Source organism: Propioniciclava flava (assembly GCF_004126535.1).
GTDB classification, from domain to species: Bacteria; Actinomycetota; Actinomycetes; order Propionibacteriales; family Propionibacteriaceae; genus Propioniciclava; species Propioniciclava flava.
Genome location: NZ_PPCV01000006.1, coordinates 48,925 through 66,433 on the forward strand (window position 1 = coordinate 48,925; position 17,509 = coordinate 66,433).

A 17,509-nucleotide genomic window follows, 5' to 3' on the forward strand; every position below is an offset into this window, starting at 1 on the left:
CTGCGTGAACTCGACGAACTTGAAGGCGGCGTCCGCGTGCTCCGTCGCCTCGGTGAACTACACTGGAATTGGGTGTTGGCAACCCCGCCTGCGCTGCACGGTGAAGGAGGAAAATCATGTCGAACACGCAACGCATCACGCGGCACGAGGATGGACTCGACCGGGTCGAGCTCAACCCGATCTTCTCCAGGCCGGGAGAGGCTACGATGCTGCCGAAGTTTCTCTTCCCCGAGGAGGAATCGCTGCAGGAAACCGCTTATCAGATCGTCCACGACGAGATGATGCTCGACGGGAATGCCCGACTCAATCTCGCGACTTTCGTCGGCACCTGGATGGACGATCACGCGTCTCGGCTTTATCTCGAAGCCGCCGATAAGAACATGATCGACAAGGACGAGTATCCGCAGACGGCAGCCATCGAGACGCGGTGTTGGCGTATGCTCGCCGATCTCTGGCACGCTCCGGACCCCGCCAATAGCATCGGGACATCCACGATCGGCTCGTCCGAAGCATGCATGCTAGGTGGCCTCGCCCTCAAGCGCCGCTGGCAGCATGCGCGCCGCAGTGCTGGAGAACCCACCGAGAAGCCGAACATCGTGCTCTCCAGCGCGGTGCAAGTGTGCTGGGAGAAATTCTGCAACTACTTCGAGGTCGAACCAAGGTATGTTCCCATCTCCGAGGAACATAAGGTTCTCGACGGTCACGGCCTCGAGAAGTATGTCGACGAGAACACTATCGGCGTTGTCGCGATCCTGGGCGTCACCTACACAGGGATGTACGAGCCCGTCGCGGCCATCGCCGCGGCGCTCGATCGCATCCAGGAGGCCACCGGAATCGACGTGCCCATCCACGTTGACGGCGCGTCTGGTGCCATGATCGCTCCCTTCTTGCAGCCGGATCTGGAATGGGACTTCCGCATCGAGCGCGTCGCCTCGATCAATACATCGGGACACAAGTACGGCCTCGTCTACCCGGGGCTCGGTTGGGTCGTTTGGCGGGACATCACCGCGCTCCCCGACGACCTGATCTTCCGCGTCAGCTATCTCGGCGGCAACATGCCGACATTCGCTCTGAACTTCTCCCGCCCCGGCGCGCAGGTCCTCCTGCAGTACTACCTATTCTTGCGACTGGGACGCACAGGTTTCCACGCCGTGCAGCAGTCGACCCAAGACGTTGCGCTGTACCTCTCGAGCGAGATCGCGAAGATTCCGGCCTTCGAGCTCTGGAACGACGGCTCGGACATCCCCGTATTCGCGTGGCGCCTACGAGATGGTTACACACAGAACTGGAATCTGTACCACCTGTCGGAACGGCTCCGCATGAAGGGTTGGCTCGTGCCCGCGTACCCGATGCCGGCCGACCTCGTGGACATCACCGTCCAGCGCATCGTCGTCCGCAACGGGTTCAGCCACGACCTCGCCTTCTCGTTCCTCGCAGACCTCCGGGAAGCAGTCGCCTACCTCGATGCCCTCGAAGGCCCGCTGCCCGCAGAAGGCCAACACTCCGGATTCCACCACTGACCCAGAGCACAAGGAAGGGACGAGCTGATGTCTCACCACGGGTCCGCAGGACCGGACGAGCGCGCGGACGGCACTCAGGCCCCTACGGCGGAGCACGTCAAACCTCATCCGTACGGCCGATCGGGTAACCGCCGCCCAAGAAACCACACAGGGCCGGCGATTGGCGCCCCCGCGGCAGGAGCGACGGCCTACATGTCGGTCGTGCAGCTGTCAATGCTCACGGTGGTAGTGGTGGCGTCGCTGCGATCCCTGCCCGCAATGGCCACCTATGGCCTGGGCTCCATCACGCTCTTCGTCATCCCCGCGATTCTGTTCCTCGTGCCGACCGCGCTCGTGGCAGCGGAGCTGGCAACGGGGTGGAAAGGCGGCATCTTCACCTGGGTGCGTGAGGCCTTCGGCGAACGCGCAGGGTTCGTCGCGATCTGGCTCCAGTGGGTTCAGAACGTCGTGTGGTATCCCACGCAGATCGCCTTCATCGCGGCAAGCTTGTCGTTCGTCGTCGGAAAGCCCGATCTCGTACACAGCGGGATCTACACCGCCATCGTCATCCTCGTCCTCTACTGGGGATCGACTCTCATCACTCTCGCCGGCGGCAACCTCTTCGCCAAAGTCGGCAGCTGGAGCGGGATCTTCGGCACGATCCTCCCCGCGGTTCTCCTGATCGCGCTCGGAGCGCTCTGGCTGGGCACGGGAGAACATTCCGAGACCTCACTACAGCCTTCAGCGGTCATACCGCCCTGGACCGGGATCGCCGCGATCGTCCTCGTGGTCTCGAACGTTCTCGCCTATGCAGGCATGGAAGTCAATGCGGTGCACGCGAACGATCTGAAGAACCCGGGACGCGACTTTCCCCGATCGATAGCCTTCGCCACGATCCTCATCCTGGGTGTGTTCATCCTCCCCACAATCGCGATCGCCGTGGCCGTGCCGCAAACCGACCTCGGGGTGACCAACGGCATCAACCTGGCCTTCCAGACCTTCTTCGACCACTGGGGCATCTCGTGGGGCACACCGGTGATCTCGCTGCTCGTCGCACTCGGTGCTTTCGCCTCGGTGGTGACGTGGATTGCCGGGCCCTCACGCGGCCTGCTCGCCGCCGCGCGGACGGGACTGCTTCCGCCGTTGCTCCAGCGCCGGAACAAGGCAGGGGTGCAGGTGGGCATCCTCGCGGTGCAAGGAGTGATCGTGACGTTGCTCGCACTGCTCTTCGTCCTCGTCCCCAATGGCAACACAGCATTCGTCGCCCTGGTGGACATGGCAGCAGCGCTCTACCTCATCATGTACATGCTGATGTTCGCCGCCGCGATCCGGCTGCGCCGGACGCAACCAAGGGTTGTTCGTAGCTACCGGACGCCTGTGATGCCCCTGGTGGCAGGCTTGGGTTTCATCTCCTGCGCCGCAGCCTTCATTCTCGCCTTCATCCGCCCTACCGGGTTCTCTGGGCTCTCCGATGCCACCTACCCCCTGGTCGTCGCCGTCGTCGTGCTGCTACTGGGCGGCCCTCCGCTGGTCTTTTACGCCGTGCGCCGCCCAACCTGGGACCGACGGAGCACGGCGGAGAAATCGAGCTCCGACATCGTTCTGGTGAATCCGATCATGGGTGCTGAGGCGGACTCGGGCACGCCCGACAGCGGTAGCGAGCCCACTGGGAGGAAGCCGCAGGAACGTCACGAGGACTGAACGCCTCCAGGCGCCGCATAATGACATAGCCCGTTGCGGACGACGGACTAGCCTCGATCTTTCATAGGGCCCGGCTGACCGACGGTCCAGCGTCGCTGCCGGTCTCGTAGTCATGATTCTGGCATGGGGGTGTGACAAGGTCCCGCATGCGCTGCGGGTAGGCGTCGGTTCCACTGCCGAAGAGGTGTTGCTGATCGTCGGGTCGGATGGCGGCGTGGTCAGGGTGGCGTGAGGGCTGCGAGCCGGTTCCAGCCGTCGAGGATGGTTGTGGACCAGGGGTTGTTCCGCTTGAGGTGCAGGATGGTGCGCCTTCCCATGTGGGCCAACGTGGCGGCGATCGTGAACAGGCGGTGGCGCAGGGTCTTGGGTTCCCATCGCCTGGCGGGGCCGTCGAGGCAGAGCATGGCCATCCAGGCGAGCACGTCGCTGGCCAAGCCAACGATGAGCAGCCAGATGCGGTTCTGCGCGAAGCCCTGCAAGGGCAGGCTCGACAGGCCAGTGTCCTTGGCGGTGCGGATGCGGTCCTCGCAGCGGGCCCGGCGCCGGTGCCGCATCTCCAAGTCAGCCAACTGACCGGTGCGGGTGTTGGTGACGAAGGCGGTAAGCCGGTAGCCATCGACATCATCAAAACGGAGCTGAGCGCCGGGGTGGGGGCGTTCCCGGCGGACGATCACTCGCATCCCTGAGGGATACCCGCTCAACGATCCCTTGCTCTGGAGGAGGTCGGTGAACTCGACCACTGCTGCGCCGTCGCGGACCTGGCCGTCGGCGTTGTAGGCGTCCTGCCACGCGGTCTCGGGGATGAGGTGGTAGAGCTCCGGGGTGCTCATGGGCAGCGTGAAGCCGATCGAGTACGACACCCCCTTGCTGGAGAGGAAGCCGAGAAGCTGTTTGGAACCACCAGCCCCGTCGGTACGGATCAACACCTTGCGGCCGGGCCTGTTCGGGTTGATCCCGGGCACCTGTTTCAACGCGGAGGGGACTGCTGCACGATCGGGTGACAGGTGGGGTCACGCAGCCTGAGTGGCTGGCGTGGTCATGATTGCTTCGTATTCGACGGGGGTCAATCGTCCGAGGGCGGACTGCCTGCGGCGTCGGTGGTAGGTCCTCTCGATCCAGGTCACGATCGCGATCCGGAGCTCTTCGCGAGTGGCCCAGGCACGGCGGTTGAGGACGTTCTTCTGGAGTAGGGCGAAGAAGCTCTCCATGGCGGCGTTGTCACCCGCGGCGCCGACCCGGCCCATCGATCCGACCATGCCGTGACGGTTGAGTGCACGGACGAATTTCCTGGAACGAAATTGCGATCCTCTGTCCGTGTGGACCACGCATCCGGCCACGTCACCGCGCCGCGCGACGGCATTGTTGAGCGCCGCGACCGCGAGCCGGGACTTCATCCTCGAGTCGATGGAGCAGCCCACGATCCGGTTGGAGTAGACGTCCTTGAACGCGCACATGTAGAGCTTGCCTTCACCGGTCCAGTGCTCCGTGATGTCGCCGACCCAGAGCTGGTTCGGACCCTCCGCGTTGAACTCGTGACGGGTCACGCCGTGCGTGTCAACGAAGGCGCACAGGTCGTCGTGGACCGGCGGGCCGGGCTTCTTCGCCTTGCCCTTCTTGGGCTTGCCGAACACGCTCCACCAGCCGTTGGCGGAGTAGATCCGCCACGCGGTCCGCTCCGCCATCGCTTGGCCGGCATCGCGGGCCTCGTCGACGAGGAACCGATAACCGAACTCCGGGTCGTCGTCGTAGGCGTCGAACAAGGCGTTCGCGCGGTAGGCCTCGACCAGTTCGGCATCGGTGACCGGTTGGGCGAGCCAGCGGTAGTAGGGCTGGCGAGCGATCTTGAGCACCCGGCACGTCACCGAGACGGGGATCCCGTCCTCGGCCAGCTCGCGGACGAGCGGGTACATCATTTTCCCGGAAGGTTCGCCTGCGACAGATAGGCGGCCGCCCTGCGGAGGACTTCCACTTCTTGCTCGAGCAGCCGGTTGCGGCGCTTGAGCTCACGCAGTTCGGCGTTCTGGTCCTCGGTCATCCCAGGCTTCACGCCGTCCTCGACATCGGCGCGGCGCATCCACGAGTTCAGCGTGGTCTGGTGGATCCCGAAGTCCTTCGCGATCTGGTCGAGCGGGGTCTTCGGGTCCCGGCTCCTGGCGACACGAACCACGTCGTCACGGAACTCGCGGGGGTAGGGCTTGGGCACAGCGACATCCTCTCAAGCCTGCCCATCGGGCAAGCCAGGTCAGTTGTCACCTATCCGTGCAGCAGTCCCTAGGGAGCGAGATCGCCAAGGTCGTTGGGGGCGACGTGCCAGTCGGCGTCGCCTGGGACGAGAACATGGATGCCTGACTGCTGAGCCTGTTCGAGACGGGCGGCGATGTCCTTCGCCACAGGTGCGTCGAAGTGGTCGCGCCAGACCTGCGCGTCGATGGCGCTGAGACCCACCACCGCGCCGTCACGCTCAGCAAGCCGGAGCGTCTCCATCGCTCCGAGACCATTCAGGACTCGGCCCGTCACCGGATCATTGGGCTCGACAAGCATGGACAACACCATCCGCGCGGTTCGCTCGTCACCTGCAACATCACTCAAGCCAGCCATCATCGGTTCTTCTCGGCGTTCGATGCCGATGAGGTACGCACGCGCTCCCAGGCCTGAACCGTGGAATCGAGTCCGTCGGAAGGTGTCTATGACCGTTCGCTGGGGTCGTCCGCGATGAGCCCCGCTTCGACGAGGGACACACGCACCGCCTTGCGACCAACTCCCATCCGACGGCCGATCGCACGCATCGAGACGCCCGCTCGCGCCAGCCGCACGGCCTCCGCCTTCTCGTCGACTCCCAGCCCCGGTCGGCGGCTTGGGACGTTGCGACGGCGAAGGTGGGAGAACACTGTGGCGCGGTGGATGCCGTACCTCTCAGCGAGAGCCTTCACACCCATCCCGGCCAGGTGATCGCCGACGAGCGCGTCCACCTCGGAGGCGGTGAGAAAAGTTTGAGCCGTCTCGACAGTCCTCACCACAGGGCCGCGATCGTCCCTCGGAGCGGTGCTTTCGGGCCGTCGGGAGACCGCGTAGACCCCGCGGTTCAGGCGGTTGACCAGGGTTTTCGTCTTGGGGGCGGAGTTGCCAAGCGTGCTACTCAGGCACCCCATCGAAGGCCCGCTCCGTATCGTCGGAGCGGGCCTTTTCCTTCAGGGCTAGGCGCCATTCTCCGCAGCGCCACCGTTCGACACAGGTGGGCGCAGACCCCGCTACCGGGCCAGCCGCGTCGGATTCAGCGCGTGAACGATCAGCGCGGCGTCTCTGGGTCGAGCAACTCGTTGAGCAAGTCGGCCTCCGCGACGGCCCGCAGTGCCTCCCCAAGCGTGGGAACGTCGGGATACCAGGTGCGTTCCCATTCTAGGGAGACGGGCCCGGAGTATCCCCCGCGGCGCAGGATGCGCAGCGCTTCCCTCAAGGGCACCTGCCCTGTTCCGGGCAGGACAGGGGTGAGGTCGCGCGGGTGGGTGACGTCTTTGATCTGCACGTAGCCTCGCCCCTCGCGCAGCCACGGCCCCAGCATCCGCCACGTGTCGGCGGGTGATTCACCGACGCGCCACGGGTGCAGCAGGTCCCAGATGACGCCCACGCTGGCGGGCACCCCTCCGGGGATGGCGTCCAGGAGGCGAACGATGTCGCTCCCGCGCAGGTGGGAGTCGTGGGTTTCCACGAGGATGCCGACACCCAGGTCAGCGGCGAGCAGGCTGGCCATGCCGAGCCGCTCCCCCATCTCCGCGTTGACGCCCGCTCGGTCTCTCACAAGGTCTGGGACGTGATCGGTGGGGCCGGGCTGGGTCGCGGCGCCAGGAAAGACCCGCACGAAGGGTGCGCCCAGATCCACGGCCAGGTGCAGGTGCGCGGACAGGTCGGCGACGACGACATCCGTCGGAACGGGGGCGCCGAGCCGAACGCCTGACGCGATAGCGAGCGTGGTGATTCCTGAGGCGGCCAGCCGGGCGCGCACCGCGGATCGCTCGGCGGCGGTCAGGCCGGTGTGGACGAGAGCATCCGGGGCTGCCCTCACCTCCAGCCAGGTGGCCCCGACGGCGTGCAGGGCCGCGATGATCGCGTCCCACGACTCGCCGGGCACCCCGAAGACACCCACCTGCGCCGAGGTTCGCCCCACTCATACGAACCAGCCTAAGGCGGCTCGCCCTGCGCGTCGGAGTGAACACCCATCTCCGGCTCAAAGGGGTGGAGAGCGTCGGCGTCAGACCTCGGCGACCACCCCAGGACGCGGGGCGCTGCTGGCGGGCAGGTGCGAGCGCCACGCGCAGGCCACCACGATGAGGCAGCAGATCGCGACCGCCACTCCCCCCGTGAACAGGGCCGAGTAGGTGACGTACTTCGACAGCACAGCCAAGATCGCCGGAATGAAGAAGCCGGTGTAGGCGATGGCGTAGTAGACCGCGGTCAGCCCCGCCAGGTCGTCGGGACCAGCGATGCGCTGCACCTCACTCAGCCCAGCGACGAGCGCCAGACCGTACCCGACACCCAGCACGCAGGCCGCCACGAGGACCAGCGGCAGCGAGAGTACCGTCGTCGCCAGGGCCGCCAAACCCATGCCCACGGCCAGGAACGCCATCGCGATCACCGACGCACGCGCCGAATGCCGGGTGTCGATGACCTTGCCGACCAGTTGTGCTGCGACGCCGAATGCCAGGGTCAACGCGGTCACGAGCGCGGACAACGCGATCGGCATGCCCCCTGAATGGTCACGCATCAGGCCCGGCAGGACGGCATAGGCACTCCCGACGCTTCCGAACACCCACGGCGCCAACGGGACGACGACCCGCAGGAAGCGTCGGTGACCGATCGGCGGGACGCGCAGGTCATCCCGCAGCTTCGGGCGCGACCCGGCAGGCTCCACGGCGCGCGTCTCCGGGACGCCGAACAGCCAGGCGCCCGTGACGAGGGTCAGCGCGATGTGCAAGACGTACGTCGTCGCGGTCGGCCAGGGGCCCCATTGGGCGAGCGCCCCGGCCAGCCCCGCCCCCACGAGGAAGCCGACGGTGAGCGACATGGATGCGCGCCCGGCTCCGGCGTCCGGCTTGCCCTCGCGCACAGACAGTTCCTTGATCCACGTGGTGCCCACCGCCATGACCAGGCCGAGCGCGATGCCGCAGAACACTCGCCCGAGCGCGAGCAGGAACGACGAATCGGGCCCCACAGCCAGGATCAGGGACCCCAGCAGGCTGAGCGGTGCGGCGGGCAGCATGAGAGGGCGTCGCCCGTAGCGATCCGACAGTGGCCCACCGGCCAGTAGCGCCGGGACGATGCCGACCACGTAGGCGCCTAGCAGCACGTCCACGGTGACGGTCGAGAACTTCGATACCTCCCGGTACATCACCAGCAGTGGGGTGAATTCGTTGCCGCCCCAGGCGACCGCGAACATCGAACCACCCACCGCCAGCCAGGCACCGGCGAAGCGGGATGCGTCGGCGTCGGGTTTCCCCTTGGACGCGTCGGGAGAGGGCGCGCCGGTCGCGCTTGCGGGTGGTGTCGCCATCGCGCTCATCGGGCCGCCACCTCGCCGATCCCGTGGGCGCGATGCAGGTGGGCGCGCAGGGCGTCGTGAAACCCGGCCGCGTCACCGGACTCGATGAGGGCGATGAGGGCGGCATGCTCGGCGACGAATCCGCGTCCGCGGCTCTCGTCTTCCAGCATGGACAGCGCGATCATCCGCTGCTGCCGCTCCCGCAGCGTGACGTAGAAGTCCAGCAGGAGGCTGTTGGCTCCCGCCGCCACCAACTCGAGGTGGAACTGGGAGTCTTCGCGGGCGTACTCGTCCAGATCGCCCGCATCCAAGGCGGTGACCTGACGTTCGACGATGGCGCTCAGCCGGGCGGCGAGGCCCTGACGTGCCGCTTCGGGGCGCGTCAAGAGCGCCTCGACCGCATGGGATTCGAGCAGGAGCCGCGCCTCGATGACGGCCTCGGCTTCCCCAGGCGCGACGGGCACGACCAGCGCACCCCGCTTGGGGTAGAGCCGCAGCCACCCTTCGGTCTCCAGCCGCAGGAATGCCTCGCGCACGGGCGTCCGGCTCAAACCCAGCTGTCCGGCGATGTCGCCTTCGCTGAGCATCATCCCGGTGGGCAGTTCGCCCGTCAGGATGCGTTGTTTCGTGTGTTGGTAGGCGGTCTCCGCGGCGGCGGGGCGATCCGTCGCTCGGGTGGGATTCAACATAGACACAAGATGAGTCTAAGGAGTGGCGTTGGCCTCCCTCGCGCTGTCTCAGACTCCGTGAAGGCAGCGGGGGGCGCCGCCCAGCCGAACAGCAGGCGCCCGCACCCCGCCCGCGCCGTCAGGACGCGGTGCGCTGGATCCTCTCCACCGCACGGCCCCGCGCCAACTCGTCGACCACCTTGTCCAAGACGCGGATCTGACGCATCAGCGGATCCTCGATCTGCTCGACCCGATGCCCGCAGATGACGCCAGTGACCAAGGCGGCGGCCGGGTTGAGCCGCGGAGCGGAGGCGAAGAACTCCGCCAGGCTGCGCTCATCCTCCAGGCAGGACGCCAGCCCCATCACGTCATAGCCGGTCAGCCACCCCAGCACGGCGTCCAACTCTTCCTTCGTGCGCCCCTTCTTGGTCACCTTCGCGACGTAGAGCGGGTAAATGCTGGCGAAGCTGACCTGAAAGATCCGATGACCGGCCATGCAGCCTCCTACGGGGCCTCGTTCGACGCTCGGGACTTGTGTACCGCCCCACCCTGACCGGTCGCGGGCGCCAGTTCAAGCCCTCCCGGTTCCCCTCCCCACGCAACCGGCGGGGCGCAACGGGATCTGCCACTCGCGGCTGCCCCCCCGTGCGGGTCAGGCGAGGAGCGCCAGCGTCCCTGCGACGACCAGGGACAGCCCCACCCAACCCCGCATCGAGACACGTTCACGAAACACCACAACCCCGGCGGCGACCGATACCAGGATGCTCAGCTTGTCGATCGGCACCACCACGCTGGCAGGGCCTTCTTGCAGCGCCCGGTAGTAGCACAGCCACGACAGCCCGGTCGTCACGCCCGAGACCACCAGGAAGACCCAACTGCGCGCATCAATGGTGCGGATGCCTCGCTGACTGCCGGTCACCGCCACCACTCCCCACGCGGCGAGGAGCACCACCCCGGTGCGGATCGCGGTTCCAAGCGTCGACTCGACGCCTTCGATACCGACCTTGCCCAGGATGGCCGTCAGCGCCGCAAACAGCGCGGAGCCACCCGCGTAGGCGAGCCACGACCAACTCCCCCGCCCTCGCTCCGCACGTGCTGCAGGGGCGCGCAGTTCGATCATGAGATAGGTCCCCAGCCCGATCGCGACCATCCCACCCGCCACGAAGGCGTCCACGCGCTCGCCCAGGAAGGTGATCGCGAGCACCATCGTGACGACGGTGCTCGTCTTGTCCACCGGCACCACCTTGGTGACGTCGCCCAGTTGCAGGGCCCGGAAGTAGCACAACCAGGATGCGCCCGTGGCGAGCCCCGACAGGATCAAAAACACCCAGGTGTGGCCGTCGATGGTGCCCAGGGTCGTCTGGGAGCCAACCAGGAAGACCAGCCCCCACGCCAGCACAAGGACAACACCCGCCCGCAACGCGGTCGCCAGGTTCGCGTCCACATCGCGGATGCCGAGTTTTGCCAGCACCGCGGTCACTCCAGCAAAGAACGCCGACCCCACCGCGAACGCCATCCACATCAGCTCGTCACTCCCCCCGCAGCGATGCTATGCCGAGACGACGCACCGCCGACCTCGCATTCCACAAGGAGACACCCCACGCGAAGCTCCTGGATTCCGCTGCCGCACCGGCCCCCACCGGGGCCCCAACAGAGCGCCGAACCAGACCATCCAGGGGCGGTGGTCCCGAGCCTGCACGAAAGGGCAGCACAATGGAGGGCGGAAACAGCACCACGGACCACCCCTGAAGGAGACACGATGGACATCCTCGGCTGGCTGAGCAACCTCACGAACGCGGGGGCCCTGCTCGCCTCCTTCGGGCCCTGGGTGCTCGTGGGCATGGGAGTGGTGGTCTTCATCGAGTCGGGTCTCCTGTTCCCGTTCCTGCCCGGTGATTCCCTCCTAGTGACCGCGGCCATCCTGCGCGACTCGCTCAACATCAGCATCTGGCAGATCCTGATCGTCGCCATCGCAGCAGCCATCGCGGGCGACCAGGCAGGGTTTTGGCTCGGGCGCCGGTTTGGGCGGGGCCTGTTCAAGCCCAACGCACGCGTCCTGCGCACCGACCGCTTGGAGGCGGCTGAGGCGTTCTTCGATCGTCACGGGCCCCTGGCCTTGGTCTTGGGCCGCTTCGTCCCGATCGTGCGGACCTATGTTCCGCTCGTCGCGGGTACCGCCAACATGCGTTACCGGCACTTCGTCATGTGGAACATCCTGGGCGCCATCGGCTGGGTGGTCAGCATGACCCTCGTCGGCGTCCTTCTCGGTGGAATCCCGGGGATCACGCGCAACATCGAGGCCATCATGCTGGTCATCGTCGGGGTGTCGGTCGCGCCGCTGATCATCTCGGCCATCCGCACCCGCCTGGCCGCCCGTAAGGCGACCTCGAACCAGGAGACCGAGAACGCATGACGCAGCCCCCACTCACCAGCACCTCGACGCCTGAGACGGGGGCCCCGACCACGCCGCCAAGCCCGGCTGTGCGCATCATCACCGTCGGGCCGTCCGGTTTGGGCGTCTCCTTGCTGATCGAGATGACGGCCCGCTGCGCCACACCCCCGCTAGGGATCTCCGCCGACATTGAGGCGCTCGACCTGGCGTCTGCCCAGCAAGCCGCTCCCCGTGCGGATCTGCTGCTCGCTAGCCCAGAACTCGTGGACGCGCTGGCGTCGGTCGCGCCGATCGTGCGCCCCATCCGCGATCCCCTGGATGTCGCCGACGTGACGCGGCAGATTTCCCTGGCCCTGGGTCAACGCGACGCCATAGCCTGAATCTTTCCCCGTTGAGGGGCTCCGCGACGTGGCCGCGGACGCCCTCAGCAGGGCTGTCGGTGGCTCGGGGTAGGCTGTCCGCCACAGCGTGGCACCTGGACCAATAACTCGACATTAAGGCTCACCCATGATCGAGCTGACCGGCGTGACCAAGACCTACCCAGACGGCACCGTTGCGGTAGACGACTTCAGCGCCCAGTTCCCACCCCACAAAACCACCGTGCTCCTGGGTTCCTCCGGCAGCGGCAAGACGACCATCCTGCGCATGGTCAACCGCATGGTGGACGCCACTTCGGGCACGATCACCATTGACGGCGACGACATCGCCGACCGCGATCCCGTGAAACTGCGCCGCAGCATCGGCTACGTCATGCAAAACGGTGGGCTGCTGCCTCACCGCAGCGTCCTGGACAACATCGCGACCGTCCCCCTCCTCAACGGGGTCAGCAAGGCGTCCGCTCATGCGCGAGCGCGCGAGCTCATGGACTTGGTCGGCTTGGACGCCAAAATGGCCAAGCGCTACCCGGCCCAGCTCTCTGGTGGGCAGCAACAACGCGTCGGGGTCGCCCGAGGCTTGGCCGCCGACCCCAACATCTTGCTGATGGACGAGCCCTTCGGCGCCGTCGACCCGCTGGTACGAGCCGAACTGCAAGACGAACTCCTGCGCATCCAGCACACCTTGGCCAAGACGATCGTCTTCGTCACCCACGACGTCGAGGAGGCCCTGCGCCTCGGCGACCAGATCATCCTGCTAGCCGAGGGCGGCCACATCGCCCAGCGCGGCACCGGGCCCGAACTTCTTGGGGCTCCAGCCAGCCCGTTCGTGGCCGATTTCTTGGGCCTGGATCGCGGCTCCCGCGCCCTGTTCGACCACGACGGGGTGCTCGTGGACGCCTTCGGGCGCGCGGCCGGCGTGCTGACTCAGGACGCGTCCGCGTGACCTGGCTGTTCGACAACCTCGCCATGGTGGGCGAGTACTTGGTCAGTCATCTGGCCCTGGCGATTCCACCGATCGTGGCGAGCTTCGTGCTCGCCGTCCCGATCGCATGGCTGGCTAACCGGGTCGGTTGGCTGCGCACCCCCTTGTTGACCGGCGCAGGGCTCACCTACGCGATTCCGTCCCTGCCGCTGTTCATCGTGCTCCCGATCATCATCGGCACTTCGGCCCGTGACCCGCTGAACATCATCGTGGCCCTGACGCTGTACGGGCTGGCCCTGATGGTGCCGCTGACGGCTGATGGGCTGCGGCAGGTCAACCCTTTGGCCTTGGATGCCGCGAAGGCCATGGGGTACACCTCGACGCGCAGGTTCCTCACCGTGGAACTGCCGCTGGCAGGGCCGACCCTCGTCGCGGGGCTACGGGTCGTCGCGGTGAGCACTGTGTCGCTGGTCACGGTCGGCGCCGTGCTCGGCATCCCCAGCCTCGGATCCTTGTTCACTGAGGGCTTCCAGCGCGGCATCGTCGCCGAGATCGTGACGGGCATCGTCCTGACCGTGGCGCTCGCGCTGCTGGTGGACGCCGTCGTGGTGCTCGGTGGGCGCCTGCTGCTCCCCTGGACGCGTCCCGCACGTGAGGAACGCGACCACGCCTCCACCCCTGAGGCGGTGACGGCATGAACTTCCTCATCGAGGCGTTCGCCTGGCTCGCCGACCCCACGCATTGGGGCGGCCCGAACGGCATCGGCGTGCGGTTGGGTGAACACCTGGCCTACTCGGTCGCGGGCGTCGCGCTCGCCTGCGTGATCGCCATTCCGGCCGGGTGGTGGGTGGGTCACAGCGGACGCCTCCGCGGCCTGGCCGTCGGTATCTCCGGGGGCGCCCGTGCCCTACCCACCCTCGGCCTTGTGACGCTGCTGGGGATCCTGTTTGGGATCGGACTGATCGGCCCGATGGTCGCCTTCGTCATCTTGGCCCTGCCCTCGGTGCTTGCGGGCGCCTATTCGGGGGTCGAGGCCGCCGACCGTCAGGCCGTCGACGGGGCACGGGCTTCGGGGATGACCGAGTTCCAGGTCCTGACGAAGGTCGAAGTCCCGTTGGGCTTCCCGCTGCTCGTCGGAGGCATCCGGTCCGCCTTCCTCCAGGTCATCGCCACCGCGACCCTGGCCGCCTACGTCGGATCGGGTGGCCTGGGGCGCTTCCTGTTCCTGGGCCTGAAGACGCAGGATTACGCCCAGATGCTCGCAGCGTCGCTTCTGGTCGTCGCCCTCGCTTTGGTTATTGACGTCACGTTTGCCGCTATCCAACGCCTCACCTCCCCCGCCCGCTTTCGCTGACCCACGGAGGGTCCGACCTCCACCCATTGAAAGGAACCGCCCATGTCCCCCATCTCTCGCCGACGTCTCGGCGCCCTCACCGCCCTCGCCGGCCTCGGCGTGGTCGCCGCCGGGTGCTCGACTGGAAACCCCTTGGCACCGTCCTCCGCGCCGGCGACGGGCAAGGGGTCCGGGGCCACTGTGGTGATCGGCTCGCAGCAGTACTACTCCAACGAGATCATCGCCGAGTTGTACGCGCAGGCCCTGGAAGCGTCCGGGTTCACCGTCACACGCCAGTATCAGATCGGCCAGCGGGAGATCTATCTCCCCGAACTCGAAGCCGGGAAGATCGACGTCATTCCTGAGTACAGCGGCAACCTGCTGCAGTACTACGACAAGAAGGCGACGGCCACCGACGCGGCACAGATCGCGACCGCACTGGGCCAGGCCCTCCCGAAGGGGCTGCGCGCGTTGACCGCGGCAGCGGCGTCCGATCAGGATTCCTACACCGTCACCAAGGCGCTGGCCGACCAGTACGGGCTGGCGGCCATCGCCGATCTCACCAAGGCCCCTCAGCCGGTGAAGATCGCGGCCAACAGCGAGTTCGCGACGCGTCCCTACGGCCCCGCGGGCGTCAAGACCGCCTACGGCGTCGATCTGCAGCTGGTGCCGGTGGAGGATTCGGGCGGCCCGCTCACCCTTCGTGCGCTGACCGACGGCACCGTCCAGGTGGCCGACCTGTACACCGCCGATCCGTCCATCGCAAAGAACAACCTGGTCATCTTGTCCGACCCGAAGAATCTGATCCTGCCGCAGAACGTCACCCCCATCGTGTCCGCCAAGGTCGACGCGAAGGCAGCGGCCGCGATCGAGGCCGTCAACTCGCAGTTGTCCGTGGCCGACCTGCAGCAACTCAATGCCCGCAGCGTCGACGAGCAGGCCAAGTCGGCCGACATTGCCTCGGCCTGGCTGAAGAGCAAGGGCCTGGTCTGAACCGAACGGGGGTGACTCGCGCTCCGCTGGCACAATAGAGAAGTGCCGAAGGATCTGAACGCGCGAGCCACCCCCGCCCGATTACCCGCTAGCGATCGGCTGCGGCTTCAGGCGGGCACGCTGCTGGGCGACGCCGCCGCCGTGCTGTCCCGCGCCTTGGGCAAGGGTTCGGGCGCATCGATCCGGGGCCAGATCCTCACCCGGATCCATCCCGACGCCTTCGCGGAACTGGTCAAGGGCCGTCGTATCGCGTCGGTGACCGGCACGAACGGCAAGACCACCACCACTCACTTCCTGGCCGCCGCGCTCCGCACCGGACTCGGGCCGGACGCGGACCGCCTGGTCACCAACGCCGACGGCGCCAACCTGCACTACGGCATCGCCTCGTCGCTGGCCAAGGCTCCTCATGCCGACATCGCCGTCTTGGAGACCGATGAGCGGGTTGTGAAGGACCTCATCGTCCACGGACGACCCGAGGTGCTCGTCTTGTTGAACTTCAGCCGCGATCAACTCGACCGCAATCACGAGATCAAGTTCTTGGCTCGGTCGTGGCGCGACGCGCTGGCCAACGCCGGCTCTGACGGCCCGGTGGTGGTCGCCAACTCCGACGACCCGCTGGTGGTGTGGGCGGCCAGCGATGTCAAGAAGGTGATCTGGGTCGACACAGCATCGACGTGGACCGCAGACGCCGCCTTGTGTCCCCAGTGTGGATCGCTGTTGCAGCGCGACAACCCCTCCCAGGATGCTCCCACCGGAGCCTGGGATTGCCCCGGATGCGATCTCACCGAGCCTCCGGCCGACTATCGGGTCCGCGGCACCGACATTGAGCTTCCCAGCGGCGAACGAGTGGCGTCCGCGCTGAATGTTCCGGGCGCCTTCAATGTCGCCAACGCCGCATGCGCGCTCGCTGCTGCGGTCGAGTTCGGTGTCAGCGTGCCGGACGCCCTGGCAGGGTTCTCGACGGTGCGCGCTCCTGCGGGTCGCTTCGCGGTGACCAGCATCGGCGATTCCTTGCTACGGCTGGTGCTGAGCAAGAACCCGGCTGGCTGGTCGGAGTCGCTGCCCCTGTTGAGCAGCGACCCGGTCATCTTGGCCATCGACTCCGTCGCGGCCGACGGCAAGGACGTCTCCTGGCTGTGGGACGTGGATTTCGAGCAACTGCGCGGTCGCCGCGTCATCTGCTCGGGTCCTCGCGCATACGACCTGGCCGTCCGGCTGGAATACGGTGACGTGACCCACGAAGTGATCTCCGACGTCAGCGACGCCGTGCGCGCCGTGCGCGGCACGTCGGAACCAGTCGACGTGATCGCCACCTACACCCCGTTCCAGAAGTTGCTCAAGATGGCAGGCCTGCGATGACCGTGAAGATCGTGCTGGTATATCAATCCCTCCTCGGCATCTATGGCGACCAGGGAAATTCCAAAGTCTTGGCGCGACGCCTCCAGTGGCGTGGCATCGACGCCGACGTGGTCATGGTCGAACCCGGCGAGACGCTCCCCCGCGATGGGAGCATCTATCTCCTGGGCGGCGGCGAGGACAACGCCCAGACCACAGCCGTGCGGGAACTGCGCCGGGGCGGTGAGCTCTTCGACGCGCTCGGCGAGGGAGCCATCCTGTTCGCGGTGTGCGCCGGCTATCAGATCTGCGGCCACACGTTCACGATCGGCGAGAACGACGAGGTGCGGGAGGGGCTAGGCCTCCTCGATGTCGAGACCCGGCGAGGCCCCGTGCGCGCCGTCGGTGAGATCCTCACCACCTGGACGAAGCCCGACGGCACCACGAGTCAGATCACCGGGTTCGAGAATCACGGCGGCTACACGACGCTCGGCTCCCAAGCCTCACCGCTGGCGCGGGTGGAGATCGGCGTCGGCAACGATGGGGGCGGCACCGAGGGCGCAGTCCAGGGCAATGTGGTCGCGACCTATCCCCACGGCCCCGTGTTGGCGCGTAACCCCGAGTTGGCCGACTACCTGCTCCAGCGTGCGCTGGGGCGCACGCTGGAGCCCCTCTCGCGGGGTGCAGACGAGATTGCGGGGCTCCGACGCGAGCGTCTGGCTTTCGTGCGTCGCTGAGGGGTTCGATTCGCTTTTC

Annotated in this window: 18 protein-coding genes and 1 pseudogene; 10 read left to right on the forward strand and 9 right to left on the reverse strand. The window is 66.9% G+C overall.

What is annotated here, in order from left to right:
* Positions 1-116 precede the first annotated feature (116 nt).
* Positions 117-1,520: a glutamate decarboxylase gene (gene gad, locus C1706_RS09445; protein WP_129458999.1), complete on the forward strand. Its 1,404-nt coding sequence runs from the start codon at positions 117-119 to the stop codon at positions 1,518-1,520.
* A gap of 27 nt (positions 1,521-1,547) precedes the next feature.
* Positions 1,548-3,200 carry a glutamate/gamma-aminobutyrate antiporter GadC gene (gene gadC, locus C1706_RS09450; protein ID WP_129459000.1) on the forward strand — a complete coding sequence of 551 codons (1,653 nt, stop codon included), beginning with the start codon at positions 1,548-1,550 and terminating at the stop codon, positions 3,198-3,200.
* Positions 3,201-3,418: 218 nt separating this feature from the next.
* On the opposite strand, the pseudogene C1706_RS09455 reads toward gadC, so the two are convergent.
* From C1706_RS09455 to C1706_RS09495, 9 genes and pseudogenes are all read right to left on the reverse strand, one after another.
* A pseudogene (locus C1706_RS09455) lies at positions 3,419-4,174 on the reverse strand (transposase); the annotation flags it as partial.
* A gap of 36 nt (positions 4,175-4,210) precedes the next feature.
* A protein-coding gene (locus tag C1706_RS09460; protein ID WP_431830696.1) for an IS3 family transposase occupies positions 4,211-5,403 on the reverse strand; the annotation gives its coding sequence in 2 pieces (ribosomal slippage) (positions 4,211-5,116 and positions 5,119-5,403; 1,191 coding nt in all).
* A 68-nt stretch (positions 5,404-5,471) separates the two neighbouring features.
* Positions 5,472-5,789, reverse strand: a complete 318-nt coding sequence (locus tag C1706_RS14365) for a hypothetical protein (protein WP_206661073.1) — start codon at positions 5,787-5,789, stop codon at positions 5,472-5,474.
* Positions 5,790-5,884: 95 nt separating this feature from the next.
* Positions 5,885-6,217: a hypothetical protein gene (locus tag C1706_RS09470; RefSeq protein WP_180316855.1), complete on the reverse strand. Its 333-nt coding sequence runs from the start codon at positions 6,215-6,217 to the stop codon at positions 5,885-5,887.
* A 269-nt stretch (positions 6,218-6,486) separates the two neighbouring features.
* Positions 6,487-7,362, reverse strand: coding sequence for a sugar phosphate isomerase/epimerase family protein (locus C1706_RS09475; protein ID WP_129459002.1), 876 nt, complete (start codon positions 7,360-7,362; stop codon positions 6,487-6,489).
* Between the two features lie 84 nt (positions 7,363-7,446).
* On the reverse strand, positions 7,447-8,754 hold the full coding sequence (locus C1706_RS09480) for an MFS transporter (RefSeq protein ID WP_206661074.1): 1,308 nt from the start codon (positions 8,752-8,754) through the stop codon (positions 7,447-7,449).
* Positions 8,751-9,422, reverse strand: a complete 672-nt coding sequence (locus C1706_RS09485; protein ID WP_129459166.1) for a GntR family transcriptional regulator — start codon at positions 9,420-9,422, stop codon at positions 8,751-8,753. Before C1706_RS09485 ends, C1706_RS09480 begins: the two co-directional genes overlap by 4 nt.
* Before the next feature lie 118 nt (positions 9,423-9,540).
* Positions 9,541-9,897 (reverse strand): DUF2200 domain-containing protein, encoded by a 357-nt coding sequence (locus C1706_RS09490; protein WP_129459003.1) that lies wholly within the window; start codon positions 9,895-9,897, stop codon positions 9,541-9,543.
* A gap of 156 nt (positions 9,898-10,053) precedes the next feature.
* On the reverse strand, positions 10,054-10,917 hold the full coding sequence (locus tag C1706_RS09495) for an EamA family transporter (protein ID WP_241653516.1): 864 nt from the start codon (positions 10,915-10,917) through the stop codon (positions 10,054-10,056).
* 243 nt (positions 10,918-11,160) lie between these two features.
* Between C1706_RS09495 and C1706_RS09500 the strand changes: the two genes are divergently transcribed.
* The 8 genes from C1706_RS09500 to C1706_RS09535 all read left to right on the forward strand — a co-directional run bounded on the left by C1706_RS09500 (position 11,161) and on the right by C1706_RS09535 (position 17,490).
* On the forward strand, positions 11,161-11,814 hold the full coding sequence (locus C1706_RS09500; protein WP_129459005.1) for a VTT domain-containing protein: 654 nt from the start codon (positions 11,161-11,163) through the stop codon (positions 11,812-11,814).
* Positions 11,811-12,173 carry a PTS sugar transporter subunit IIB gene (locus tag C1706_RS09505; protein ID WP_129459006.1) on the forward strand — a complete coding sequence of 121 codons (363 nt, stop codon included), beginning with the start codon at positions 11,811-11,813 and terminating at the stop codon, positions 12,171-12,173. The genes C1706_RS09500 and C1706_RS09505 overlap by 4 nt, the downstream gene beginning before the upstream one ends.
* Before the next feature lie 127 nt (positions 12,174-12,300).
* The gene (locus tag C1706_RS09510; protein WP_129459007.1) at positions 12,301-13,113 is read left to right on the forward strand and encodes an ABC transporter ATP-binding protein; all 813 of its coding nucleotides are present in this window, start codon (positions 12,301-12,303) and stop codon (positions 13,111-13,113) included.
* Entirely contained in the window at positions 13,110-13,790 is a 681-nt protein-coding gene (locus C1706_RS09515; protein WP_129459008.1) for an ABC transporter permease, read from the forward strand. The genes C1706_RS09510 and C1706_RS09515 overlap by 4 nt, the downstream gene beginning before the upstream one ends.
* Positions 13,787-14,446, forward strand: a complete 660-nt coding sequence (locus C1706_RS09520; protein ID WP_129459009.1) for an ABC transporter permease — start codon at positions 13,787-13,789, stop codon at positions 14,444-14,446. The genes C1706_RS09515 and C1706_RS09520 overlap by 4 nt, the downstream gene beginning before the upstream one ends.
* 42 nt (positions 14,447-14,488) lie before the next feature.
* Positions 14,489-15,418, forward strand: a complete 930-nt coding sequence (locus C1706_RS09525; RefSeq protein WP_129459010.1) for an ABC transporter substrate-binding protein — start codon at positions 14,489-14,491, stop codon at positions 15,416-15,418.
* A 156-nt stretch (positions 15,419-15,574) separates the two neighbouring features.
* Complete coding sequence (locus C1706_RS09530; RefSeq protein WP_206661084.1) at positions 15,575-16,777, forward strand: DUF1727 domain-containing protein; 1,203 nt, start codon at positions 15,575-15,577, stop codon at positions 16,775-16,777.
* Complete coding sequence (locus C1706_RS09535; protein WP_129459012.1) at positions 16,774-17,490, forward strand: type 1 glutamine amidotransferase; 717 nt, start codon at positions 16,774-16,776, stop codon at positions 17,488-17,490. The genes C1706_RS09530 and C1706_RS09535 overlap by 4 nt, the downstream gene beginning before the upstream one ends.
* Positions 17,491-17,509: the final 19 nt, after the last annotated feature.

Excerpts from the sequence above, each read along its gene's own strand:
- C1706_RS09505 (WP_129459006.1), top strand. The coding sequence starts at position 11,811 with ATGACGCAGCCCCCACTCACCAGCACCTCGACGCCTGAGACGGGGGCC.
- gadC (WP_129459000.1), top strand. The coding sequence starts at position 1,548 with ATGTCTCACCACGGGTCCGCAGGACCGGACGAGCGCGCGGACGGCACT.
- C1706_RS09495 (WP_241653516.1), bottom strand. The coding sequence starts at position 10,917 with ATGGCGTTCGCGGTGGGGTCGGCGTTCTTTGCTGGAGTGACCGCGGTG.
- C1706_RS09485 (WP_129459166.1), bottom strand. The coding sequence starts at position 9,422 with ATGTTGAATCCCACCCGAGCGACGGATCGCCCCGCCGCCGCGGAGACC.
- C1706_RS09535 (WP_129459012.1), top strand. The coding sequence starts at position 16,774 with ATGACCGTGAAGATCGTGCTGGTATATCAATCCCTCCTCGGCATCTAT.
- gad (WP_129458999.1), top strand. The coding sequence starts at position 117 with ATGTCGAACACGCAACGCATCACGCGGCACGAGGATGGACTCGACCGG.
- C1706_RS09490 (WP_129459003.1), bottom strand. The coding sequence starts at position 9,897 with ATGGCCGGTCATCGGATCTTTCAGGTCAGCTTCGCCAGCATTTACCCG.
- C1706_RS09525 (WP_129459010.1), top strand. The coding sequence starts at position 14,489 with ATGTCCCCCATCTCTCGCCGACGTCTCGGCGCCCTCACCGCCCTCGCC.
- C1706_RS09500 (WP_129459005.1), top strand. The coding sequence starts at position 11,161 with ATGGACATCCTCGGCTGGCTGAGCAACCTCACGAACGCGGGGGCCCTG.
- C1706_RS09520 (WP_129459009.1), top strand. The coding sequence starts at position 13,787 with ATGAACTTCCTCATCGAGGCGTTCGCCTGGCTCGCCGACCCCACGCAT.
- C1706_RS09510 (WP_129459007.1), top strand. The coding sequence starts at position 12,301 with ATGATCGAGCTGACCGGCGTGACCAAGACCTACCCAGACGGCACCGTT.
- C1706_RS09480 (WP_206661074.1), bottom strand. The coding sequence starts at position 8,754 with ATGAGCGCGATGGCGACACCACCCGCAAGCGCGACCGGCGCGCCCTCT.